The following is a 22,936-nucleotide window of genomic DNA, read 5'->3' on the forward strand; positions in this document are numbered from 1 at the left end:
ATTTTCGAGCCTAAATTATGAATCTTGCCGCCTTTGAAGCGTTTGTTAAAGTTATGGAAACAAGTTCAATTTCAATTGCTGCTGAACAGCTTTTCATTACTCAACCAGCGGTCACTAAACGAATTCATAGTTTAGAGGATTATTTTGGCGTCAAACTATTTGAATCGGCTGGTCGAGGAATTCAGCCTACTCATGCTGCTCACTCATTATTACCCAAAGTCAAAACATGGTTAAACGAACTCGGTGAGATTCATCATACATTGAGCCATGAGCAAGCCCAAGTTCAGGGTCGCCTCAAGATCGGTACCAGCCATCATATTGGCCTGCATCATCTTGCCGAACCATTAAAAAAGTTTGTGCAACATTATCCCAAAGTCACTTTAGATGTTCATTTTGTTGATTCTGAACAGGCTCATGAACAAGTACTGGCTGGAGAGTTGGAGCTGGCATTTCTGACCTTGCCGCCTGTCGGCGATGATCGTCTTAATTATGTCACGATCTGGGAAGATCCTTTGGTTTTCGTCTCCGCACCATTTCATCCACTGGCTCAACAACATGATCTTCAACTTGAGGATTTGATTGCCTATCCGAGCTTATTACCTGCGGCACATACCTATACCAGCCAAATCACGTTGGCTGAGTTTGAGAAAAAAGGATTAAAGCCCAGAATTACCATGAGCAATAATCCTTTAGAGTCCATCAGAATGCTGGTTTCGATCGGTTTAGGTTGGTCAGTCTTGCCAAAAACTCTACTCAATCATGAGCTCACCCGCTTAGATTTAAACCTAAACATGAATCGTCAGCTAGGCATGGTTTGGCATCCAGCACGAATTCAATCTAAAGCGGCTGAGGAACTGATCCAAATGATGACTTAAATTGACCAGTCCTGAATGTCCCATTGTTGTTCTTGTGCAAGTTTTTCCAAACGATCATCTGGATTTACCGCAATGGCATGGGTCGCATATTCAAGTAAGAACCGATCGTTGATTGAATCGGAATAGGCCCAAGACTCACTCACCGTACGTCCTGCTAACCATTGATCTAAACGCGCAAGCTTTCCTTTTTGATAACATGGAATTCCAGTCACCTTGCCGGTGTATTTGCCGTCGGTTATTTCTGCATTGGTCGCAATAATTTCAGTAATACCAAATTCACGGAAAATTGGTGCCGTAATAAAGTCACTGGTCGCGGTAATTCCCACAATCGCATGTCCCAGATCTTGATGTTTTTTAATGGCATCAAAACCTTTGGGGCGCATTTTAGGGCGAATAACTTTTTGCATAAACAACTGATGAAGATCAGTTAAGTAGTTATTGTCATGCTTAGTTAAAAACTCAAAAACAAACTCGTTATAAGCAATCGGATCCAGTTGCCCTGCTTTGTAATCTTCATAAAATTTATCGTTCATTTGACGATGATGAACTGGATCAACTAAACCTTCATTGACCAAAAATTCACCCCACGAATGGTCAGAATCGGTATTTAACAGGGTGTGATCTAAATCAAACAAAGCCAATTTCATATAAATGCTCATTTAAATGCAAATTAAAGAAAAAAAACGTAAATCTATTTCCGTAAGTCACTAAAAATTCGTTAAGATCATAGCAATTTTAAACATTTTACTTTGATCTTTTACGAGTTGGACGTGCAAGCGTGACTGTCCCCGAGATCAAAGTCAACGATATAGACAAAATTTAGGTAGCCAAATGATCGACTCAGAAGGTTTCCGACCCAACGTCGGGATCATTTTGGCAAACGATGACGGACACGTCTTATGGGCAAAACGCATTGGTCACAATGCTTGGCAATTTCCACAAGGAGGAATCCAGTTTGGAGAAACCCCTGAACAGGCACTTTATCGTGAACTGAGAGAAGAAGTCGGTTTATTGCCCGAACACGTCCAAATTATAGCGCAAACAAAAGGTTGGCTGCGTTATCGTTTGCCACATCGGTACATTCGGTCAGATTCAGATCCGGTATGTATTGGACAAAAGCAAAAGTGGTTTTTACTGAAGCTGACGGCATCGCCACATCATATTCAGTTAAACCTCTCTGACCCACCCGAATTCGACGAATGGCAATGGGTGAGTTATTGGTATCCTTTGGGTCAAGTGGTCAACTTCAAACGTGATGTTTACCGCAAGGCCATGATGGAGTTGTGTTTACAATTACCTCAGCGTTAAACGTTAATAAATCATTACTTTAAGCAATGATTTTTGACAAGAGAGCTGTTATAACTAAGCAATAACGATTTATAAATTGGAGTAAACATCCATGTCAAACATGCAACTCGACACCCTTAGACGCATTGTCCAAGAAATTAATGCGTCCGTCAGTTTGCATGATTCTTTGGACATTATGGTCAACCATGTTGCAGAAGCAATGGATGTGGATGTGTGCTCGATTTATTTACTGGATGAGCGTAATAAACGTTATGTTCTAATGGCCTCTAAAGGTCTAAATCCAGAATCTGTTGGTCAAGTTGCATTAAATGTAGGTGAAGGACTTGTTGGCTTAGTCGGTCAACGCGAAGAAATCGTCAACCTAGACAATGCACCGAAACATGATCGTTTTGCTTATTTACCCGAAACAGGTGAAGAGTTATTTAACTCCTTCCTCGGCGTTCCCGTCATGTACCGTCGTAAGGTAATGGGCGTTCTCGTTGTACAAAAGAAAGAGCCCCAAGACTTTAGTGAAGCGGCTGAATCTTTTCTCGTTACGCTTTGTGCACAGCTCTCAGGTGTTATTGCCCATGCGCATGCGGTGGGAAATATTGATGTATTCCGTAAACCAAGTAATGGACCTAGCTACAAAACCTTTCAAGGCGTATCAGGTGCTGGGGGAATTGCCTTAGGACGTGCTATCGTATTGTATCCACCCGCAGATCTCACTGCGATTCCAGATCGTGAGGCTGATGATATCAGTGAAGAGCTGGAACTCTTGGATCAAGCAATCGTTGCTGTTCGCGCAGAAATCCAATCACTTGATGAAAAGATGCAAGATTCATTGATGTCGGAAGAACGAGCACTGTTTAGTGTGTTCTTACGAATGCTAGATGAAAATGCACTTCCAAGTGAGATCAAAGATCATATTCGTGATGGTAGCTGGGCACAAGGTGCCGTACGAAAAGTCATCGACAAGCACTCTGCTCTATTTGCACAAATGGAAGATGATTATTTGCGTGAACGCGTATCTGATCTAAAAGATCTAGGCCGTCGAATCCTCGCTTGTTTACAAGAAAACGATACAAGTCATCGAGAGTTGAGTCCAGATAGTATCCTGATCGGCGAAGAAATCAGTACTGCTGCATTAGTTGAACTACCTGTTGACAATATAGCGGCGATTGTAACCTCAGAAGGTGCTGCCAATTCACATATGGTGATTGTTGCACGTGCGTTGGGTATTCCAACCGTTGTCGGGGTGACTGAATTACCGATTACAACACTTGATGACATTGAGATGATTGTCGATGCTTATCAAGGACGTATCTTCGTTAATCCACCACGACGTTTACGTCAACGCTATAAAGAAGTCCAAAAAGAAGAAGAACAAATTGCGAAAGATTTAAAACAATACGAAACCAAAGATGCGATTACCCCAGATGGCGTTGCGATTCCGCTATTTGTAAATACGGGTTTAATGATTGATGTAGTTCGTGGCGTGCAACGTGGTGCAAAAGGCGTTGGTTTATACCGTAGTGAAATCCCGTTCATGCTCCGTGATCGCTTTCCTGGTGAAGAAGAGCAACGAGCAATATATCGTCAACAGCTCAGCCATTTTGCCAATAAGCCTGTCACCATGCGAACTCTCGACATTGGTGCAGATAAGGACCTACCATACTTTAGCATTGAAGAAGAAAACTCCGCTTTAGGTTGGCGTGGTCTGCGTTTTACACTCGACCACCCAGAAATTTTCTCAGCTCAAATTCGGGCAATGCTAAAGGCAAGTATTGGTCTAAACAATCTACACATCCTCTTGCCGATGGTGACCAGTGTCAGTGAGGTTGAGGAAGTTCTGTATTTATTGGAACGTGACTGGATTGCAGTTCAAGAAGAAGAACAAGTCAAAATCAATAAACCTAAAATTGGGATTATGGTTGAAGTCCCAAGTGTACTCTTTCAAATTGATGAGTTTGCAGAATTAGTCGATTTTTTCTCTGTGGGTTCAAACGATTTAACTCAATATTTACTCGCTGTTGATCGTAACAATCCTCATGTTGCCAACGTTTATTCACATTATCACCCATCAGTCCTCAGAGCATTAAAGCGTTTAGCACTCGACTGTCAGGCACACCAAAAACCAGTGAGTGTCTGTGGAGAAATGGCAGGTGACCCATTAACCGCTATTTTATTAATTGCAATGGGCTTTGACACACTGTCAATGAGTTCAAGTAATATTTTAAGAGTACGTAAAGCGATTTGCCATGTCCCAATGAGTGACGCGAAGCGTCTACTGGATGACGTTCTGCAAATGAATAACCCTTTAGTCATTAAAAGTTGGTTAGAACACTATTTCAGAACACATGGTTTAGCTGATATGGTCAAATCGAATCGTTTAGTCGGCGCCTAAACGCAACATCATCAAAGGGGATGCTGTTCAGACAGAGTCCCCTTTATCAATATAATTATTTTGCAGCACGAAGATAAACTTGCTGCTTACCTTGATTTAAGCTTACACGAGGAAATTGACGATCATAGTCAATCACAATCGTATCTTTAGCTGCAAGATTTTTACGATCAGATTCCCATGTCACATAATACGTAATTTCAGCATCCGCTCGAACCGCTGGTTGAATCAGCTTTTTATGATCTGCTGGAATTGTAAAATCCACAGTAAAAGGAATCTGAGAAACTTGAATTTTCTTTTGCTGAATCAACGTTGCTGGCACATCAGCCATACGACTATCTACTGCATACAAACTTGCCGTACCTTGCTGTGGCGAGACGCCATAAGTTCCTTGCCCCACAAACTCAACACTGAGTGATTGTAATGAGTTTGCTTTACCTCCATCTGTTTCAGGCATAGATGTACAACCTGCAAGTGCTGTTAATGATAGACCGAGTCCTATTGCGAATGCTTTCATTATTTTTTAATCTCCTCAAAAGATAAAATCAAAAATATCATAGTAAACCTGCAAATTCTTGTGACTTACATATCTCCTACCTAGCATTTCATTGAGAAACTTAAATGAGCCTCTTTATTAAAATAAGTGTAGAAAAATATGCATAAATTCACTATTTTTACATAACTGCAACAGGTCTATTTCATGCTTTTTTACCGATTTCATCTATTTTTAGTTAGGTCATTAATCATTACAACGACTTTTTATATAAAAAATTAAAAATGAATTAAGCTTTTTATTTTTCAACATTTTTTATCATTTTTAACAATTTTCACATCCACAAATATCCTATTCCTGTTTAAGCTTTAAACAGTTTCAATCGAATAAAGCACTTAAGACATCAACTTTAATCCATTGGAAAAAAAAACGTCATCAACCTAGAGTAAAAATACAAAGGATGCGAACTTAGTCATTGCACATCAATTTAGGCATCTGAGATTTCGATACCGATTTTGTCAATGCGGCGGTTACACATTCATATCTTTGAACGGTCCAATAGTCGAGATTACGTTACTCAGGCGTTATCTCGATGGAGAAGAATCATGAGCCAGAACGATAAATCACAAATCAATACGACATCAGGACAATGCCCTGTTCTCCACGGCGGCAATACAGAAATGCAAGGCGGCCCCATGGCTTGGTGGCCAAATGCCTTAAATCTCGATATTTTACATCAACATGATAAAAAAACTGATCCAATGGATCCTGATTTTGATTACGCAAAAGCTTTTTCAGAACTTGATTTAGAAGCCGTCAAGCAAGATTTACGAGAACTCATCAATACGAGCCAAGACTGGTGGCCTGCCGATTGGGGCAGTTATGTTGGTATGATGGTGCGTACAGCATGGCACCTTGCCGGTAGCTACCGTAAACAGGACGGGCGTGGTGGCGCAAATACTGGTAACCAACGTTTTGCACCTCTAAATAGCTGGCCTGATAACGTCAATACCGATAAAGGCCGTCGTCTGCTTTGGCCAATCAAAAGAAAGTATGGCAATAAAATTTCATGGGGCGATTTAATTGTGCTTGCAGGTACAGTCGCTTATGAGGTTGCAGGACTGAAAACATTTGGTTTTGCTGGCGGTCGTGTCGACATTTGGGCACCCGAAAAAGATGTGTACTGGGGTAGCGAAAAAAAATGGTTAGATGCAACCAAAAACCGTTATGACAATGATCAAGACCGTGAATCTTTAGAAAATCCGCTTGCGGCAGTTCAAATGGGCCTCATTTATGTCAACCCTGAAGGCGTTGATGGTGTACCTGATCCTTTACGCACAGCTCAAGATATGCGTACCACATTTGATCGAATGGGAATGGATGATGAAGAAACTGTCGCATTAACTGCAGGTGGTCATACTGTCGGTAAAGCACACGGAAATGGTAAAGCAGAGAATTTAGGTGCTGACGTTGAAGGTGCAGATGTTGAATTCCAAGGTTTAGGTTGGCATAACTCTGAAGGAACGGGCAATGCTGAAAACACTATGGTCAGTGGTATCGAAGGCGCTTGGACCACTCACCCAACTCGATGGGATAACGAATTTTTCTATCTACTTTTCACTTATGATTGGGAGTTGCGCAAGAGCCCAGCAGGTGCTCATCAGTGGGAGCCCATTAACATTAAAGAAGAAGATAAGCCTGTCGATGCCCACAACCCAAATGTCCGTCGTAATCCGATCATGACCGATGCCGACATGGCACTCAAAATCGATCCTGAATATCGTAAAATTTCAGAACGTTTTTATCGTGATCCAGCTTATTTAGCGGAAGTATTCTCGCGCGCATGGTTTAAGTTGACCCATCGTGACATGGGGCCAAAGAGCCGTTATCTAGGTCCAGATGTTCCTCAAGAAGATTTAATTTGGCAAGATCCAATTCCAACTGTTGACTATACTTTGACAGATAGCGAAATTGCAGAGCTTAAAGCGAAGTTACTTGCAAGTGGTTTATCTAGCTCAGATTTAATTACAACTGCTTGGGACAGTGCACGTACTTATCGTGGTTCAGATTTCCGCGGTGGAGCCAACGGTGCCCGTATCCGTTTAGCACCTCAAAAAGACTGGGTTGGCAATGAACCTGAGCGTTTACAACGTGTGTTAAGTGTATTGGAGTCAATCCAAGCAAGTTTCAGCAAAAAAGTCAGTATTGCTGATTTAATCGTACTTGGAGGTACGGCTGCCGTAGAACAAGCTGCGCATAAAGCAGGTGTACAGATCACTGTACCATTTGCCCCAGGTCGTGGTGATGCAACCGCAGAACAAACTGATGTTTACTCATTTGAACCATTAGAACCGTTACATGATGGTTTCCGTAACTGGCAGAAGCAACACTATGCAACAATGCCAGAAGAGTTGCTATTAGATCGAGCACAACTCATGGGACTTACTGCACCGGAAATGACAGTATTGGTTGGTGGCCTACGTGTACTCGGTGCGAACTATGGTAACAACCCGCAAGGTGTCTTGACGGATCGTGTTGGCGTACTTAGTAACGATTTCTTTGTGAATCTCACTGACATGAAATTTAACTGGAAGCCAACAGGCCGCAATAGTTATGACATCGTCGAACGTGACAGCGGTGTAGTTAAATGGACAGCAAGCCGTGTGGATTTAGTTTTTGGTTCAAATTCAATTCTACGTGCTTATGCAGAAGTATATGCTCAAGATGATAACAAAGAGAAATTCGTCAAAGACTTTGTGAAAACTTGGGTCAAAGTGATGAATGCAGATCGTTTTGATCTTGCTTAAATCCTCTTAAAATGGAGAAATGAAGAACCTTTTATGGTTCTTCATTTTTTTATGCTGGATTTTGAACTATGATCACAACAATGAATCTGGAAAATACTCTGTACACGACAAATTTCATAGGATCCTTGTCCTATCAGGCTTTTTCTTTCTTAAAATTGCTAGCACTTTCTTAAATTCTTCTTTTTTTCCAAAACCAATCAAACGTAGAATAGCCATTTGAACATAGTCCAAACCGTAGCGAAATAAACTTACTGAAAGTCGTCCATGCTTCTTTATTTTTATCGCTTTTTTCCGATCATGTTGCCATTCACCTGTTAAATAGCACCAACAGAAACCGATAGCTAGCACTGCTATCAATTTCTTGACTCGTCTAGGGTCTGTTAAACGAGTATTTTCAAGATTGAATCCACGTCCTTTGAGACAACTAAATAACGTTTCGATTTCCCAGCGTAATGCATAATCACGAATAGCAGAAGCATTAAACATAGGAGAAACAACAAGTAAAAGCTCTCCATCTTCTAATCGTAGCGCACTAATATACAGTTTCACTCGACCAACCCAAATACGTCGTTTACGACATTCAGTTTGACCAACTTGAAGATGACGAAATAAATCACTAATTTTATGATTCTTGGCTAAGTGATTGGTCACAATAAAGTTTTTTTAACACGTATACAGAAGTTAATGTCATTTTCAATTAACCATGTAAACCATTTCTCACCGATAAATTCTCTGTCTGCAAACACATTCACAATACGATCTTTACCAAAAATGGAGATAAAGCGTTGAATCAAAGCAATACGCTCTTTTGTATCTGAATTTCCACGTTTATTGAGCAATGTCCAAACAATAGGTATCGCTATTCCACGATAGACGATGGCTAACATCAAGATATTAATATCTCGTTTTCCCCATTTCCAATTAGTTCTATCCAAAGTTAATTGGACTTTATCGAATGAAAATATATTGAAAATTAACTGAGAAATTTGACGATAATCGAAATACTGATCTGCAAAGAAGCGTTGTATACGTCGATAAAATGATTGTGGTAAGCACTTGATGGGTAAGGCTTTAGATGCAGAAGAAAGATTACATGTCTGTTTTACAATTAATGCAAGCATAATCAGTGTAAAACATTTTGCATGTGACTTGTTCCACTTTAGATATTTGTTTAAGATGAGATGTAACTCATTGAAATGTGTCATCATATTCGTCGTCAGAAAACAAGTATTATGCCATTATTTCAATGAGTTATCTTTTTTTGTCGTGTACAAAGTGGAAAATAATAACAATGACGACTTCACTCAATCATATAATCCAAGACAGTAACATCATCTTGTTTGATGCTCATTGTGTACTATGTTCTGCATGGGCGGATTTCATGGTGAAAAATGATCCTCAACTTCAATTCAAGTTAGCATCAGTTCAGTCACCAATAGGTCAACGTATTTTAACGATGTATCAACTTCCTACTGATCATTTTGAAACAATGGTATTAGTGGAGCGTGGAAAACTATATACTGAATCAACTGCATTTATCAGAATTATTAAGCACTTATCATTTCCATATTCAACACTTAAGTACACTCAATTTATTCCCAAAGTGATCCGAGATTTTGGATACCGACGTGTTGCCCTCAACCGCTATCGTCTTTTTGGTAAAACTGAACAATGCTACAGAATGACACCTGAAATCGCGGCCCATTTTTTAACTAATGATATGGTTTCATGAATACCTTAATCCAAACCCATCAACATATTTTGAAGTTAAGTCAGGTCATGATTGGCTTGCTATGGATTTATCAGGGTTTATTTCCAAAATTAATTTTTAAAGTAGAGGATGAACAATACTTTTGGCAATACATGGGCTTAGCTTCAGAGTATATCTTCTGGGTAATTTCACTTTCGGGGATCGCTGAAATTAGCTTCGGTTTTATGTTTTTATTATTTACACATCGATATTTACACAGGTTAAATATTATCAGTTTGATTGGGTTATTTATTTTCGTTTTATTGATTTACCCAAATAAAATCTATCAAGCATTTAATCCTGTCGTCATGAATCTCGGACTGATTAGCCTTTCAATTATTGCATTGTGGTGTATTGATGCTCTACAAGAGATCAAGCTCGAATAAAATGCCCTTCACGAATACAATAAAATGGACTCACTAATTTTGAGGATGCTTTCATCTCATGCATCAGCTCTTGTTCTGGTGCATCACGATCTTCATCCGTCAGCTGAAAAGTTCGATAATGTATTGCGAGAGAGCGATGGGCATGTAAGTCTAAATGTGCATGGAATGCATCTTGTGGATTCATATGAACATAACGCATCAAATGACGAGGCTCATAAGCGCCTATAGGTAACAATGCCACTCTCGCATCACCATAACGCTCATGAATCTGTTTAAAGTGCCCAGCATATCCTGTATCACCAGCAAAAAAACAATGTCCTGTTTTTGCGAGCAACGAAAATCCGCCCCACAATGCGCGATTCTGATCTCTCAATCCACGCCCAGAGGCATGCTGTGCAGGTGTATACGCAATTTTCAATTCATCATGAAATGGAATTTCTTGCCACCAATCCATTTCAATCACATGCAAATGTTCAGGCATATAATAACCATTGCCTAAACCCGTATAGATCGGCATTTCAAACTTCTGATGAAGCCATTCTAAAGTCGCCAAATCAAGATGATCATAATGATTATGGCTCAATAGCACACCATGAATATAAGGCAGATGCTCTAAAGCAATTCCAGCTGTACACGCACGCTGAGGGCCACGTCCTTGCCGCGGACTTGCATATTCACTCCAAACAGGATCTGTTAAAAAGTTATACGGACCTATTTGGATCAAAACAGTCGCATGCCCCACAAACCATATTTGCCAATCATTCAGATCTGCATGCGGACGGTTTTGGGGAAACTCCAAAATTTGATTACGCTGATTCAACTCATGAGCACGATCAACCTGCCATGTAAAGGACTTCCGTGTGGCAAGCCATTTCACCAAGCCTTTACGACCTAGTGGTGACAAAGGACGCTCTAGATTGTAGAAACGATCAAGACCACTATGCTCAGATGCCTCATGCGGAAATGGAGGCTTCATCCATGTATGGCTCAAGCAAGATTGTGTCGGCAATTGATAGGTTAATGTCGGCTTATCTTTCATGTACGTCTTCTATGGTGAAATCCAATCGCATGGGATAATAGGAATATTTCGATCTTTAGGCTTTAAGTATCAAGTCAATCCAAGCTTTTCTCATATACAAAAAGTATCAATCTCAGAAAATTTAATGATGCTCTGATCCTAACATAAGCTGTTAGTTATGCTGATTTTCTTTGACCGAGTCAATACCATTTTCACGTCGTTATCATACGGTTTGGTGGTTGATTTTATTCCAGATGATATACACGGGCATTTTCACGAATTTCCTTACCACATAAAAAAACAGCCGCATCAAGCGACTGTTTCTAACAATTCTATATCCTTAACCAGCATGACTAAAAAATTCAGCAAATTTCTCATAACTAGGGCGCTTACTCACATGATCCAAATAACGCGCTATTGCTGGATGAGGTTGTATTTCTTCCATTTTCAGTTGCCAAAATAACATAGCTGCCACCAACACATCCGCCGTTGTAAACTGCTCACCACATAAATAAGGTGCGGCTTCACCCACGCCAATCACAAAGGCATTATAAGCATCATCATAGTCGCCATAGCCAACTGAAGACTTCTGTTCAGGATTCACCCCTACACCAAGCATACGGTCGGTTGCAGCAGCTTCCCATGGTCCAGAAATGAAGAATAACCAACGATAATAAACACCACGTTGCGGATCATTTAACGCTGGCGCTAAGCCTTTCTCTGCAAACTTATCGGTCAAATAAGCGCAAATAGCCCCCAACTCATAGATCACCACATCATCATCAACTAGAACAGGTACTTTCCCAAAAGGATTAATTTTTAAATATTCAGGTGTTTTCATTTCCGTATCAAAAGCAACTTCAATGCGTTCACATTCAATACCCAGTTCGATTAACAACCAATCGACAACAACACCACGTGAAAAAGAATTTGTATATAGTTTTAGAGCCATTTTGATATTTCCTTGTTTATTTGGTCTTATTTAAATTTAATACTTGTGATTGTCAGTTTTTGTCAGTAGTCGAATGGCAAACTTCTTGTATCCACCATTGTTGGAAAAGTTGTTGTTTAAAATGAGGATATAATTCTTGGCTTAAACTCAATTGCTGTATGCGATCTATTCTGAAATGTCGAAAGCCATTACGCAGTTCACACCATGCTGCTAAAACGATACGATCATTAAAATATCCTAATGCAAATGGCCACAATACTCTTGAACTGACTCGTTGCTGCTCATCGACATAATCAACCATGATTTTGACTTGTTGACGAATCGCAATTCGAACCTGCTCGACCAACTGCTCATCTACAGGTAACCATGTTTGAATTGATCTTAGCGTGGTTTGTTCTAGTAGATGCTGACAATGCGTGGGTAGTACCGCATTCAGTTTTGCCAATACAGAAGTTGATGCTGATTTTAGGGCTTGATCAGGAATCTCACTTAACCAGTTTAATGCCAAGAAAATAGCTTCAATTTCGGTTTCATTTAATGTCATCGGTGGAAGTAAGAAATTTTCTTTAAGTTGAAAACCTAGACCCGCAGCAGCATCAATATTTACCCCTTGCTCTCGCAAACTCTCAATATCACGATAAACACTACGCTGACTGATCCGTAAACGTTCCGCCAGTACCTTTGCTGTTACTGGATATCGATATTCTCTTAATAATTGCAAAAGATTGAGCAAACGAATTGAGCGACTCATGGCTTCCCTATTGCTTTGTTATTATTTTCTGATGGGAGAGCATACTCCCCCACCTTGGTGTAATGCTTAAACCACTTAACTCTCTGAGAGTGCCGTCGATTGTATCATCCCTTGCAAATAACCATGCAATTGTTGCACATTATCCGCAATCGTAAGCGGTTGATAACGTTGTAACGTTTCAACACTATGCACACCGTAACTGACGCCGATTCTTGGCATATTCAGATTTTGTGCCATCTCAAGATCATAACTGGTATCTCCCACCATAATGGCGCGATCCACAGCCACATCCATCTCTGAAATGATTTCTTTTAACATCAATGGATCTGGTTTCGATCTTGTTTCGCTCGCCGCACGGGTAATATCAAAAATATCATGGCTATTGGTTTGTCCAAGCACCCGATCCAAGCCTTTACGGCTTTTGCCCGTCGCAACAGCAAGTTTTAAACCTTGTTGCTTTAAATCTGCGAGTAGTTCAGCCACCCCATTAAACCAGACATCACCCTTTGAGTTCGCCACATAATGATCCGCATAACATTGCAAAATATCCTGCTGTAAATGGGGCACTTGTGGAAATAAGATTTGCATGACCTCAGGCAAACCCAAACCAATAATACTTTTCGCAGCGTCATTGCTCAGCGGCTGTTCAAATTGTTGTGCAGCATGCTGCAAACTTGCCACAATTTGCCCAACAGAATCAAATAAGGTTCCATCCCAATCAAAAATCACCAACTCCACATTTTGACGCATGATGATGTTCTCAATTTGATTCATGATTGCTTTCTCAACTCATCAATTAACTGCTGCATATCTTCAGGCATGGGTGCTTCAATGGTTGGATAATTTGGAATCTCTAAACGCATGGCATGTAAACACAAACGTCGCGCTTCAGGCCCTGAATACGCTGTATTGTGCCCATATTTATCATCACCAATCAGTGGATGACCAATACTTAAACCATGTACACGAATTTGATGGGTACGACCTGACAAAGGCGAAGCATGCACCAGAGTTGCTGTTTTAAAACGCTCAGCCACCTTCCATTCTGTTTTACTGGGCTTACCTTCTTTGGTGACACGCACACGGCGTTCACCATTAGCCAGTTCATAACGCAATAAAGGTGCGTCAATCAACTGCTTATCCAAGCTGACCTGTCCTTTGACAATCGCCGCATAGGTTTTTTGAATTTTATGCTCACGCAGTAGGTCTTGTAGCAATTTTAAGGTGCTACGCTTTTTACTGATCATCACCAAGCCAGAAGTGTCTCGGTCAATCCGATGAATCAGTTCTAAATATTTTTTTCCTGTCGCCGCACGTAAAGCCTCAATCAAGCCATATGCGACACCACTACCGCCATGTACTGCAATACCGGAAGGCTTATTGACCACCAATAAACCTTCATCTTCATAGACGACACGGCTCAATAAGCTTTGAGCAACGCTATCACTCACAGGCGCAGCCGTTTCATCTTTTTGCTCATAACGAATCGGTGCAACACGAATCTGGTCACCAATCTGCAACCGTGTTTCTGCTTTTATTCTTTTTTTATTGACACGTACTTGTCCTTCACGAATCAAACGATAGATTCGACTTTTTGGAACACCTTTTAATCGGGTAAATAAAAAGTTGTCTATTCGCTGCCCGTCTTGATGCTCATCCACGTCAAACCAAGTGACACTTTGCCATTGTTGTGTAGAATTCATACGCTCGATTTATCCAAGATTTGCTAAATATGATTAAAAAATGATCATTTAGCTAAGTTATTTCACAAGAAACCTAAACTTAGCCCATAGGCAGATGCCGCAAGGTTTGATATATTCAGCGCACGGATACCACCGTAAGTGAGCATCAAATCAAAAATTTTATTTAGATAAAATTTTAAATCGATGAGATATTCACCAACAGCTCGGATAGGTCCTAAAGAATTATGCCGACGCCGAAGGCTTATTATATCGGCAAAATGACAAACTGTTGCGTTTAATTGTGCATCTGCACATACAGTTTGTTCAGAAAAAATATGTCGCCAACTCTTGTTGGTTATTAAACGTAAACTGATCCACATCAGACAATTTGCTCCCTGATGTCGCATTCAGGCTAAAGCGTTGATGCATTGGAACTGCTAAGCAGAGATACGATGATCATTCCGTATCAAGACTTCCAGATGGATCGACTTCAATGCTTAATGACAGTGAAAGTCACCATCCAATGCACCGCTCACCCGCCAGTGAAGCGTACAGGAAACTTTGATTATGTCGGATCTAGTGATATTTCACAGATGTAAGACATGAATGAAATGTCAATAGATCGAAGATTAAAGCAGTATTGCTGACATCGAAACAACCGTATCAAAGCCCAAGCTGGATTTACAGTCAGTGGTTTCAGAGCATCCGAAATATAGTTGCTTCTGAGTCTTGATCGCGCCAATTTGATGTTTGCTCAAAAATATTGGGCCAGTTGTTTGTGTGCATCACTATTAGGTGTCACACCCATGAAACGTATGTTGATTAATGCAACCCACGCAGAAGAAGTCCGCGTTGCACTTATCACTGGTAATCGTCTTTACGATTTCGATTTAGAAAATCGTACTCGTGAACAAAAAAAATCAAATATCTATAAAGGCCATGTCACTCGCGTTGAGCCATCTTTAGAGGCGGTTTTTGTTGAGTACGGCGCACAGCGTCAAGGCTTTTTGTCTATGCGAGAAATCGCAAACTCATATTTCAAAGCGGATCCTCGCCAAACTTCTAATATTCGTGAACTCATTACTGAAGGCACTGAATTATTGGTTCAAGTTGAAAAAGAAGAGCGCGGCAACAAAGGTGCTGCGCTTTCGACATTTATTTCACTTGCTGGTCGTTATTTAGTTCTTATGCCAAACAATCCGAAAGGTGGCGGTATTAGTCGTCAAATTTCGGGTTCAGTCCGTGAAGAGCTTAAAGAAATTTTAGCGACACTAAACATCCCTCGTGGCATGAGCGTCATCGTTCGAACTGCAGGTATCGGGCGTACGCAAGAAGAATTACAACTCGACCTACAACACTTACTTGACCTTTGGGCACAAATCCAAAGCTCTGCAAGCACGGGTCCATCACCAATGCTCGTTCACCAAGAAGCGGGTGTTGTTACGCGCGCGATTCGTGACTATTTACGCGATGATGTGGGTGAAATTTTAATTGATAGCGAACAAGCTTATAACGAAGCGTATAACTTTGTTAAAGCAGTAATGCCACGTCAACTCGACAAATTAAAAACCTATACTTTAAATGAACCGTTATTCGCTCATTTTGGTATCGAAAGCCAAATCCAAACCGCTTATGAACGTGAAGTAAAACTTCCGTCTGGTGGTTCTATCGTGATTGACCAAACTGAAGCATTGGTTTCAATCGATATCAACTCAGCGAAATCAACACGTGGTCATGATGTTGAAGAAACCGCTTTAAATACCAATTTAGAAGCAGCTGAAGAAATTGCACGCCAACTTCGTTTACGTGATATTGGTGGCTTGGTTGTGATCGATTTCATCGACATGACCAAAGACCGTAATCAACGCATGGTTGAAGCGAAACTTCGTGAAGCAACACAAAGCGATCGTGCACGTATCCAGTTTGGTCAACTGTCACGTTTTGGCCTCATGGAAATGAGTCGTCAACGCTTACGCCCTTCCTTAGAAGAGGCAACTGGTTATGTATGCCCTCGTTGCCATGGTACAGGTATGGTACGTGACTTACGTTCACTTTCACTTTCGATCATGCGTAAGGTCGAGGAAATTGCATTACGTGAGCGCCAAGGTGAAGTTCAAGTTGAAGTTCCTGTAGAAATCGCAGCCTTCTTATTGAATGAAAAGCGTCATAGCCTTGTTTATCTTGAACAAACTTCAAATGTACGTGTCACTGTATTGCCTCATCCGCATTTAGAAACACCACATTACCAAATCCAATACAATCCAGCAGGCTTTGCACCTTCAAGCTATGAACGTACCGAAGCAACACGTTCAAGTGAAAAAGAACTGGGCTATGAGTCATCTGAATGGCATTTAGAAGATGCAGAACACGTTCATGCTGCTCCAGTACAAGCTCAAACTGCCGCTCCACAGAAAAAAACTGCTCAGCCACAGGCTGCTCAACCGAAGCAAGCACAAGTGCCTGCACAGAAGTCAGCAAGTCCTTGTGCTTGGTTAGAAAATCTATTTGTTCAAAAACAAGCACAGACGATTGATCAATCTCGTTCTGCACAAAATGCGGCAGCAGCGATTGAGCAATTGGTCAATGGTGGTGCGGTCAGCCGCGGTCAATTTGGTCAAGTCAACACCCCTGTTGTCACTGAAACACCAGCACCTGCGTCAACAACGAACAATGCCTATATTTCACAAAACCCTGTGAAACATGAAGCGCGCGAAAGCTTTGAAAAAGACGAAAAAACACATCGTCCAAATCAAAACCAGAAGAAGCGCAAGCATAAAGAGCAACGTGAACAACATGCACATGCCCATGAACAACAAAATCAAGTGCATGAAGAAGTTGTACAACTATCGCGCCAAGAACAACGCCATGAGCAACGTGAGCTAAAACGTCAACAAAAACGTCAGCAAACACAAGAGCCTCAAAACCAGCAACAGCATCACGATGCTGCACAAGGCAATGAGTCTGCTCCTGTTCCACGTCGTGAGCGTAATCAACAGCGTCCAAATCGCCCAAATCGCCACCGCGACCAAAGCGTTTTAAATGAAGCACCAGTTGTAACTGAAACTGCGGTTAACCCTCAACAGGTCAAAGTTGATGTGATCGATGCTCCTCGCACTGAGCCGATGAATACTGCATTGGTCGTGAATATCGATCAAGGACAAAGTGAAATTATTGCACTGAATCCGCAACAAAAAACGACACCAGCAACTAAAGTTGAAGCTGTACCTGCTGTTGTGGAAAAAGCTGAGGTGACTCCAACTGCCGAAGCTGAGCCAGTAGTTATTGAACAAGAAGCTGAGGCTGAAGCAACTCAAACTCCAGCGAAACGTGCCAGCAATGATCCACGTTCACGCCGTCGCCAACGTGGTGGTCAAGCTGCTGCTAAAGAAGCTTCCGTTAAAATAGCGCCGTCACAAATCCCAACATTGGGACAATACACTCTTGGCAGCTTAATCCGTCATGTATACGGTGAAGATTGCAAAATCTTGATTGAGCAGTTTGGTTTAATCACCACGTTCAATCGTGCTTTGCAAAAGTTCACTGAACAATATGCAAGCACACTTGTTGTGGAAAATACAGTTGTTGAAGAAAAGCGTCCTGTAACACGAGATGCAGAACTTCCAACTCAAAAGGCAATGGAAGAAGCTGAACCTGCGCCAGTGTTAGACCTAACACCGCCTAAAGCATCCGCTGCTCGTGTCGCAAACGATCCTCGTGAGCGTCGCCGTTTAGCAAAACTTGCTGCAGAACAAGCAAAAGAAGCACATCTTGCTTCAAATGCCACACCTACTGTTGTAGAGAACACTGAAGTCGCTGCTGAAGAGGTGAAAGAAACCGCACCTCTTGAAGAACCTTCAGTAGAGGCAACACCAGTACCAGAGCAACAACCTTTGGAACTTGCAGCTACAGCAGTAGAAGCCGCTGAAACAGAAACAGTTACAGCCGTTGTTGAAGAAACGCAACCAGAACCTCAACAACCAGCGCCTAAGCCTGCGAAAGAGGTTGTAGAAAAAGCAACCAAAGCAGAAAAAGTGACTGAAAAAGCTGAAGCTGTAGAAAAAACGGAAGCAACTGAAGCTGAGGAAGACGAAGCTGCTAAAATTGAAAAAGAAAAATCAAGTCGCCCGCGCCGCCCGCGTGGACGTCCGCCGAAGAAAAGTACGCCTGGCAATGAATAATTTGCTAAATTGCGCACAATAAACAAAAGCCTAGTCATTTCGATGACTGGGCTTTTTTGTTATTTTGTCAAAATTAGGTTGATTGCTCTAGGAACTTACCATTAAAAACAGCATCAACAACAGTGATGTAAATGGTTGTGTTCCAATAGATAGCCATTTTGGATTGATCAAAAAATAAATAGGATTGATATGAGCCAAACTACACAAACCGATATTATTACCCTAAGTGATGTCGCGACTCGACTCCCGAACTTCATCACCAAAGTACCTCATATCCTCAATGGACTTAAGCAGGCGTATATACGCACTCCGACTTCACCAGCAGGTTTAGGCATCGCTTTTGAAAAAGCTGTAAAACGTAATCCTCAAGGCACAGCACTATTATTTGAAGAGCAAAGCTATAGCTATCAGGCACTCAATGAATGGGCCAACCAAATTGCGCACTACTACCTTTCAATCGGCGCAAAAAAAGGTGATGTGATTGCGGTAATGGTTGAGAATCGTCCTGAGCTTATTGCAACGATTGTTGCTTTGGCAAAAATTGGGGTAACCATTGCACTCGTTAATACTTCACAAATTGGTAAAGTACTCGCGCATAGTATTAATCTAGTCAATCCAATTGCAGTGATTGCTGGTGAAGAAGTTCGCGCTGTAATTGATGAAATTCGTCAAGACTTAACCATTGCACCAGACCGTTTTCATTGGTTTGCTGATCAAGAGACACGCAAGAATGCGGGGACTGCGCCTCAGGACTACGTCAATCTAGCCCAACAAATTGATCAATTTCCAAAATTCAATCCATCGACCACACGTACAGTAACAGGCAAAGATGGTTTATTTTACATTTATACCTCGGGTACAACAGGTCTACCAAAGGCTGTGATCTTTACACATAGCCGCTGGACATTGGCTTACGGTACCTATGGCCATATCCTCAATCTAGGTAAAGATGATGTCATGTATGTGACTTTACCGCTTTACCACGCCACGGGTGTAGTGGTGTGTTGGTGTGGTGTGATTGCAGGTAGCGCAACACTGGCGGTACGCCGTAAATACTCAACCAGCGCATTCTGGAAAGACGTACAAAAGTTCAATGCATCAGCAATCGGCTACGTTGGTGAATTGTGCCGCTACCTCATGGATGCACCTGTTACTGAGCTTGATCGCGCACATCGTGTCACTAAAATGATTGGTAACGGTATGCGTCCAAATATTTGGGGCAAGTTTAAAGAACGCTTTGGTGTGCAAGAAGTCCTTGAACTTTATGCATCAAGTGAAGGTAACGTTGGTTTTAGTAACATCTTTAACTTTGACAACACCGTTGGCTTTTCTCCAACACCATATGCAATCGTTGAATATGACAAAGAGAAAAATGAACTGGTACGTGATAGCAAAGGCTATTGCAAGAAAGTAAAAACAGGTGAAGTTGGCTTACTGGTAGGGAAGATTACCAGCCGCTCTCCTTTTGATGGCTACACTGATCCTGAAAAAAACAAATCTGTTATATTGAAAGATGTCTTCACAAAAGGCGACTCATACTTCAACACAGGTGATTTAGTTCGTGATATCGGTTTCCGTCATGCACAGTTTGTGGATCGCTTAGGTGATACTTTCCGTTGGAAAGGTGAGAATGTTTCAACCACCGAAGTTGAAAACATGGTCTGCGAATATGAAAAAATCGCAGAAGCAGTTGTTTATGGTGTAGAAATTCCAAATACCAATGGTCGTGCAGGTATGGCAGCAATCACCTTAGTTGACGGACAGGAACTCACTGAAACCGATCTTAGCGAAATGGTCAATGTATTTAAAAAATGCTTACCATCTTACGCAATTCCAGTGTTCTTACGTGTACAAGAGAAAGTTGAAACTACAGGTACATTTAAATACCAGAAAAATAAGCTGAAAGAAGATTCATTTGATCCAAGCAAAACTTCTGAACGTTTACTGGTTTTATTACCTGGTGCATCAAGCTATTGTGATGTAAACACTGAGATATTTGATAATATTCAAAGTTATCAATACCGTTTCTAGTTTATTTTTTAACTAAACAAGAGGAAATCGTGCTTTTTATAAACAATCATGCACATGTTTTTAAATTTCCTCTTGTGTTAGCTGAATAAGTTGCTAGAATACGCAACATCAAAACGAAGACGCACTTAGAACTGATTAGTTTTTCTTGCGTAGCATGTTTAAACACTTGCTTAGGGTCGTTAGCTCAGTTGGTAGAGCAGCGGACTTTTAATCCGTTGGTCCCGCGTTCGAGTCGCGGACGACCCACCACTTTAAGTTTTGATACTCCTGAAAAGGATTGATAACCGAAAGTTATCAAGATTTGTAAGACTACGCGCTTCGCTTGTCTTGCAACAATTTTAGAGTGTTACTCTAAAATTATTTCAGGGTCGTTAGCTCAGTTGGTAGAGCAGCGGACTTTTAATCCGTTGGTCCCGCGTTCGAGTCGCGGACGACCCACCAGATTCTAAAAAACCTCATCATTCATGATGAGGTTTTTTATTTTGTATGGAATATCTTTCCAAAAGATGACAAGAGCTATGTCATAACTTCAGGATTCCCTTCCCGAGTTTATAATTTATAAAAACGCTTCTAATACCGTATTTAAAAAGATATGACCCTGCTCGGTACAAGCAATACGATCTGTATCAGCCACCAAAAGTTTCTTCTCGCGTAATGTGTTCAAAATAGGCGCTAACTCCACCAAACTTAAACCAGTACGTTGTTCATATAAAGTCGCTTCAACACCATCATTGAGACGTAGAGCATTCATCATAAATTCAAATGCTAACTCATCTGCTTCAATACGCTTCATTTGTACATGTTCAGCAGGAACTTTAGCCAAATAATCTTTCGGCAAGCGGGTTTTTTGAAACCGATAGACGCCTTCGGGACGTGTCACCTTTCCATGTGCACCCGCTCCAATCGCGAGGTAATCGCCAAATTGCCAATAATTCAAATTATGTGCTGATGGCTTTTCCTTTCGCCATGCGGAAACTTCATAATTTACATAGCCATTGGCTTTTAAGTATGCCTCACCCTCCGCTTGGATGTGTTCTAAGACTTCATCTTGTGGCAACACAGGCTGAGTTCTAAAGAAAACCGTATTCGGCTCAATAGTCAATTGATACCAGCTAATATGCGTCGCACCATGCTCTACAGCTAATTTTAGATCAGTTAATGCCTGTTGCTCTGTTTGCTGAGGTAAACCATGCATCAAATCGACATTCACACGCTCGAAACCTGCTTGACGTGCTTGTTGAATCGCATCCAGTGCATTGCTGGCGGTATGAATACGTCCCAAACGCTGCAAGTGCTCTGTATCGAAACTTTGCACACCAAGCGATAACCGATTAATACCAACCGCAAGATAATCTGCAAATGGATCATGCTCAACCGTACCGGGATTGGCTTCGAGGGTAATTTCACAATCAGCTTCAAAACTCAACCGTGCTTTCAGTTGTTCAAATAACCACTGATAACCTTGAGCAGAAATCAGCGATGGCGTTCCCCCACCTATAAACACGCTATGAATTGATCGCCCTTGTGCCATTTCAATTTGCGTCTCAAAATCAGCCACTAAGGCTGCAAGATATTGCTGTTCCAAATCCATAGACAAATGCCCATCAGGAACAGCATGTGAATTAAAATCACAGTAAGGACATTTACGCACACACCAAGGCATGTGAATGTATAAGGATAAAGGAATATTTGCTGGATTTAACGGACTCAAAATAGCGGCTCAATAAAAGAACCCCTCTATTTTATCATGACTGCCTTTAAGTCGGTTGCATGTTGCAACAATGCTATTGCTTATCATCATGCTTGGATTCAGTTAGACTGTAAAAATAAAGAACAATTAGACCAAATCATATGATGAAAATTTCAAGCCAATTGCTTCTGATGCTTCCCCTAGCGCTCGGCGTTGGCGTGGCAATGGCATTTCAAACTGCAATTAATGCTCAACTCAGAGAGCATCTTCACTCTCCATTACAGGCAGCCTTTCTGTCTTTTTTAGTCGGTACGATTATCTTGGCGTTATTGGTTTACTTTCAAAGCACAGCAAAACCTAGTTTAGGTGAACTTTCACAAATTCCATGGTTTCTATGGATTGGCGGCTTTCTTGGGGTTTATGCCATCAGTATGAGTATCTATACTGCGCCTAAACTCGGATTTCTGACTTTTTCGGGCCTTGTGATTTTTGGCCAGCTCACCATCTCAATTTTATTAGATCATTTTGGTTGGTTAGGCACAGAAAAAATCCCCGTGAATTGGCAACGCCTACTCGGCAGTATTGTCATTTTTATTGGTGTTTTACTCACACTACAGCGTTAATTTTTGAAG

The 22,936-nt window shown here is 41.2% G+C and carries 19 protein-coding genes and 2 tRNA genes; 11 read left to right on the forward strand and 10 right to left on the reverse strand.

Going from position 1 to position 22,936, the window contains the following annotated elements:
* Nucleotides 1-17 precede the first annotated feature (17 nt).
* Nucleotides 18-875 carry a LysR family transcriptional regulator gene (locus F927_RS08595; protein WP_005083683.1) on the forward strand — a complete coding sequence of 286 codons (858 nt, stop codon included), beginning with the start codon at nucleotides 18-20 and terminating at the stop codon, nucleotides 873-875.
* Here the strand turns inward: F927_RS08595 and F927_RS08600 are convergent.
* On the reverse strand, nucleotides 872-1,522 hold the full coding sequence (locus F927_RS08600) for an HAD family hydrolase (RefSeq protein ID WP_005083685.1): 651 nt from the start codon (nucleotides 1,520-1,522) through the stop codon (nucleotides 872-874). The genes F927_RS08595 and F927_RS08600 overlap by 4 nt on opposite strands.
* A 184-nt stretch (nucleotides 1,523-1,706) precedes the next feature.
* On the opposite strand from F927_RS08600, the gene F927_RS08605 reads away from it, so the two are divergent.
* Both F927_RS08605 and ptsP read left to right on the forward strand, forming a co-directional pair.
* A complete protein-coding gene (locus F927_RS08605) occupies nucleotides 1,707-2,183 on the forward strand; it encodes an RNA pyrophosphohydrolase (protein ID WP_004637784.1) in 477 nt (158 codons plus the stop codon).
* A gap of 91 nt (nucleotides 2,184-2,274) precedes the next feature.
* Nucleotides 2,275-4,569 (forward strand): phosphoenolpyruvate--protein phosphotransferase, encoded by a 2,295-nt coding sequence (gene ptsP, locus F927_RS08610; RefSeq protein WP_004637783.1) that lies wholly within the window; start codon nucleotides 2,275-2,277, stop codon nucleotides 4,567-4,569.
* A gap of 55 nt (nucleotides 4,570-4,624) precedes the next feature.
* Here ptsP and F927_RS08615 read toward each other — a convergent pair whose 3' ends face one another.
* On the reverse strand, nucleotides 4,625-5,083 hold the full coding sequence (locus F927_RS08615) for a hypothetical protein (RefSeq protein ID WP_005083687.1): 459 nt from the start codon (nucleotides 5,081-5,083) through the stop codon (nucleotides 4,625-4,627).
* Between the two features lie 581 nt (nucleotides 5,084-5,664).
* Between F927_RS08615 and katG the strand changes: the two genes are divergently transcribed.
* Nucleotides 5,665-7,866 carry a catalase/peroxidase HPI gene (katG, locus tag F927_RS08620; RefSeq protein WP_005083689.1) on the forward strand — a complete coding sequence of 734 codons (2,202 nt, stop codon included), beginning with the start codon at nucleotides 5,665-5,667 and terminating at the stop codon, nucleotides 7,864-7,866.
* 114 nt (nucleotides 7,867-7,980) lie between these two features.
* Here the strand turns inward: katG and F927_RS17090 are convergent.
* Nucleotides 7,981-9,071 (reverse strand): IS4-like element ISAba33 family transposase gene (locus F927_RS17090; protein ID WP_107010211.1). Its coding sequence is split into 2 segments (ribosomal slippage): nucleotides 7,981-8,531 and nucleotides 8,531-9,071, totalling 1,092 coding nucleotides; the frame shifts between segments, so codons are not numbered across the junction.
* An 86-nt stretch (nucleotides 9,072-9,157) separates the two neighbouring features.
* Here F927_RS17090 and F927_RS08635 point away from each other — a divergent pair.
* Together F927_RS08635 and F927_RS08640 are read left to right on the forward strand one after the other, a co-directional pair.
* Nucleotides 9,158-9,598, forward strand: coding sequence for a thiol-disulfide oxidoreductase DCC family protein (locus F927_RS08635; RefSeq protein ID WP_005083694.1), 441 nt, complete (start codon nucleotides 9,158-9,160; stop codon nucleotides 9,596-9,598).
* The gene (locus F927_RS08640) at nucleotides 9,595-10,002 is read left to right on the forward strand and encodes a DoxX-like family protein (protein WP_005083696.1); all 408 of its coding nucleotides are present in this window, start codon (nucleotides 9,595-9,597) and stop codon (nucleotides 10,000-10,002) included. The genes F927_RS08635 and F927_RS08640 overlap by 4 nt, the downstream gene beginning before the upstream one ends.
* Here F927_RS08640 and F927_RS08645 read toward each other — a convergent pair.
* The 6 genes from F927_RS08645 to F927_RS08670 form a co-directional block, all read right to left on the reverse strand.
* Nucleotides 9,989-11,041: an MBL fold metallo-hydrolase gene (locus F927_RS08645; RefSeq protein ID WP_004637777.1), complete on the reverse strand. Its 1,053-nt coding sequence runs from the start codon at nucleotides 11,039-11,041 to the stop codon at nucleotides 9,989-9,991. The genes F927_RS08640 and F927_RS08645 overlap by 14 nt on opposite strands.
* Before the next feature lie 319 nt (nucleotides 11,042-11,360).
* Nucleotides 11,361-11,972, reverse strand: a complete 612-nt coding sequence (locus tag F927_RS08650) for a glutathione S-transferase family protein (protein ID WP_005083699.1) — start codon at nucleotides 11,970-11,972, stop codon at nucleotides 11,361-11,363.
* Nucleotides 11,973-12,024: 52 nt separating this feature from the next.
* The gene (locus F927_RS08655) at nucleotides 12,025-12,723 is read right to left on the reverse strand and encodes a helix-turn-helix transcriptional regulator (RefSeq protein WP_005083701.1); all 699 of its coding nucleotides are present in this window, start codon (nucleotides 12,721-12,723) and stop codon (nucleotides 12,025-12,027) included.
* 75 nt (nucleotides 12,724-12,798) lie between these two features.
* Nucleotides 12,799-13,473: an HAD-IA family hydrolase gene (locus tag F927_RS08660; RefSeq protein WP_026057246.1), complete on the reverse strand. Its 675-nt coding sequence runs from the start codon at nucleotides 13,471-13,473 to the stop codon at nucleotides 12,799-12,801.
* Nucleotides 13,474-13,493: 20 nt separating this feature from the next.
* Entirely contained in the window at nucleotides 13,494-14,426 is a 933-nt protein-coding gene (locus tag F927_RS08665; RefSeq protein WP_004637773.1) for an RluA family pseudouridine synthase, read from the reverse strand.
* Between the two features lie 62 nt (nucleotides 14,427-14,488).
* The gene (locus tag F927_RS08670) at nucleotides 14,489-14,785 is read right to left on the reverse strand and encodes a hypothetical protein (RefSeq protein ID WP_005083706.1); all 297 of its coding nucleotides are present in this window, start codon (nucleotides 14,783-14,785) and stop codon (nucleotides 14,489-14,491) included.
* Nucleotides 14,786-15,211: 426 nt separating this feature from the next.
* Between F927_RS08670 and F927_RS08675 the strand changes: the two genes are divergently transcribed.
* From F927_RS08675 to F927_RS08690, 4 genes are all read left to right on the forward strand, one after another.
* The gene (locus tag F927_RS08675; RefSeq protein WP_005083708.1) at nucleotides 15,212-18,583 is read left to right on the forward strand and encodes an Rne/Rng family ribonuclease; all 3,372 of its coding nucleotides are present in this window, start codon (nucleotides 15,212-15,214) and stop codon (nucleotides 18,581-18,583) included.
* A gap of 189 nt (nucleotides 18,584-18,772) precedes the next feature.
* Nucleotides 18,773-20,614 (forward strand): long-chain-acyl-CoA synthetase, encoded by a 1,842-nt coding sequence (locus tag F927_RS08680; protein ID WP_005083710.1) that lies wholly within the window; start codon nucleotides 18,773-18,775, stop codon nucleotides 20,612-20,614.
* Nucleotides 20,615-20,787: 173 nt separating this feature from the next.
* Nucleotides 20,788-20,863, forward strand: a tRNA-Lys gene (locus tag F927_RS08685).
* A 116-nt stretch (nucleotides 20,864-20,979) separates the two neighbouring features.
* A tRNA-Lys gene (locus tag F927_RS08690) sits at nucleotides 20,980-21,055 on the forward strand.
* A 115-nt stretch (nucleotides 21,056-21,170) separates the two neighbouring features.
* Here F927_RS08690 and hemW read toward each other — a convergent pair.
* On the reverse strand, nucleotides 21,171-22,325 hold the full coding sequence (gene hemW / locus F927_RS08695) for a radical SAM family heme chaperone HemW (protein WP_005083713.1): 1,155 nt from the start codon (nucleotides 22,323-22,325) through the stop codon (nucleotides 21,171-21,173).
* Nucleotides 22,326-22,465: 140 nt separating this feature from the next.
* Between hemW and F927_RS08700 the strand changes: the two genes are divergently transcribed.
* Nucleotides 22,466-22,927 carry a DMT family transporter gene (locus tag F927_RS08700; protein WP_004637767.1) on the forward strand — a complete coding sequence of 154 codons (462 nt, stop codon included), beginning with the start codon at nucleotides 22,466-22,468 and terminating at the stop codon, nucleotides 22,925-22,927.
* Nucleotides 22,928-22,936 lie beyond the last annotated feature (9 nt).

The sequence above is a fragment of the Acinetobacter haemolyticus CIP 64.3 = MTCC 9819 genome (genome assembly GCF_000369065.1).
GTDB classification, from domain to species: domain Bacteria; phylum Pseudomonadota; class Gammaproteobacteria; order Pseudomonadales; family Moraxellaceae; genus Acinetobacter; species Acinetobacter haemolyticus.

What these genes read in the sequence shown, in the direction of transcription:
- F927_RS08595 (WP_005083683.1), top strand. Translation starts at nt 18, where the DNA reads ATGAATCTTGCCGCCTTTGAAGCGTTTGTTAAAGTTATGGAAACAAGT.
- F927_RS08600 (WP_005083685.1), bottom strand. Translation starts at nt 1,522, where the DNA reads ATGAAATTGGCTTTGTTTGATTTAGATCACACCCTGTTAAATACCGAT.
- F927_RS08605 (WP_004637784.1), top strand. Translation starts at nt 1,707, where the DNA reads ATGATCGACTCAGAAGGTTTCCGACCCAACGTCGGGATCATTTTGGCA.
- ptsP (WP_004637783.1), top strand. Translation starts at nt 2,275, where the DNA reads ATGTCAAACATGCAACTCGACACCCTTAGACGCATTGTCCAAGAAATT.
- F927_RS08615 (WP_005083687.1), bottom strand. Translation starts at nt 5,083, where the DNA reads ATGAAAGCATTCGCAATAGGACTCGGTCTATCATTAACAGCACTTGCA.
- katG (WP_005083689.1), top strand. Translation starts at nt 5,665, where the DNA reads ATGAGCCAGAACGATAAATCACAAATCAATACGACATCAGGACAATGC.
- F927_RS08635 (WP_005083694.1), top strand. Translation starts at nt 9,158, where the DNA reads ATGACGACTTCACTCAATCATATAATCCAAGACAGTAACATCATCTTG.
- F927_RS08640 (WP_005083696.1), top strand. Translation starts at nt 9,595, where the DNA reads ATGAATACCTTAATCCAAACCCATCAACATATTTTGAAGTTAAGTCAG.
- F927_RS08645 (WP_004637777.1), bottom strand. Translation starts at nt 11,041, where the DNA reads ATGAAAGATAAGCCGACATTAACCTATCAATTGCCGACACAATCTTGC.
- F927_RS08650 (WP_005083699.1), bottom strand. Translation starts at nt 11,972, where the DNA reads ATGGCTCTAAAACTATATACAAATTCTTTTTCACGTGGTGTTGTTGTC.
- F927_RS08655 (WP_005083701.1), bottom strand. Translation starts at nt 12,723, where the DNA reads ATGAGTCGCTCAATTCGTTTGCTCAATCTTTTGCAATTATTAAGAGAA.
- F927_RS08660 (WP_026057246.1), bottom strand. Translation starts at nt 13,473, where the DNA reads ATGCGTCAAAATGTGGAGTTGGTGATTTTTGATTGGGATGGAACCTTA.
- F927_RS08665 (WP_004637773.1), bottom strand. Translation starts at nt 14,426, where the DNA reads ATGAATTCTACACAACAATGGCAAAGTGTCACTTGGTTTGACGTGGAT.
- F927_RS08670 (WP_005083706.1), bottom strand. Translation starts at nt 14,785, where the DNA reads ATGTGGATCAGTTTACGTTTAATAACCAACAAGAGTTGGCGACATATT.
- F927_RS08675 (WP_005083708.1), top strand. Translation starts at nt 15,212, where the DNA reads ATGAAACGTATGTTGATTAATGCAACCCACGCAGAAGAAGTCCGCGTT.
- F927_RS08680 (WP_005083710.1), top strand. Translation starts at nt 18,773, where the DNA reads ATGAGCCAAACTACACAAACCGATATTATTACCCTAAGTGATGTCGCG.
- F927_RS08700 (WP_004637767.1), top strand. Translation starts at nt 22,466, where the DNA reads ATGATGAAAATTTCAAGCCAATTGCTTCTGATGCTTCCCCTAGCGCTC.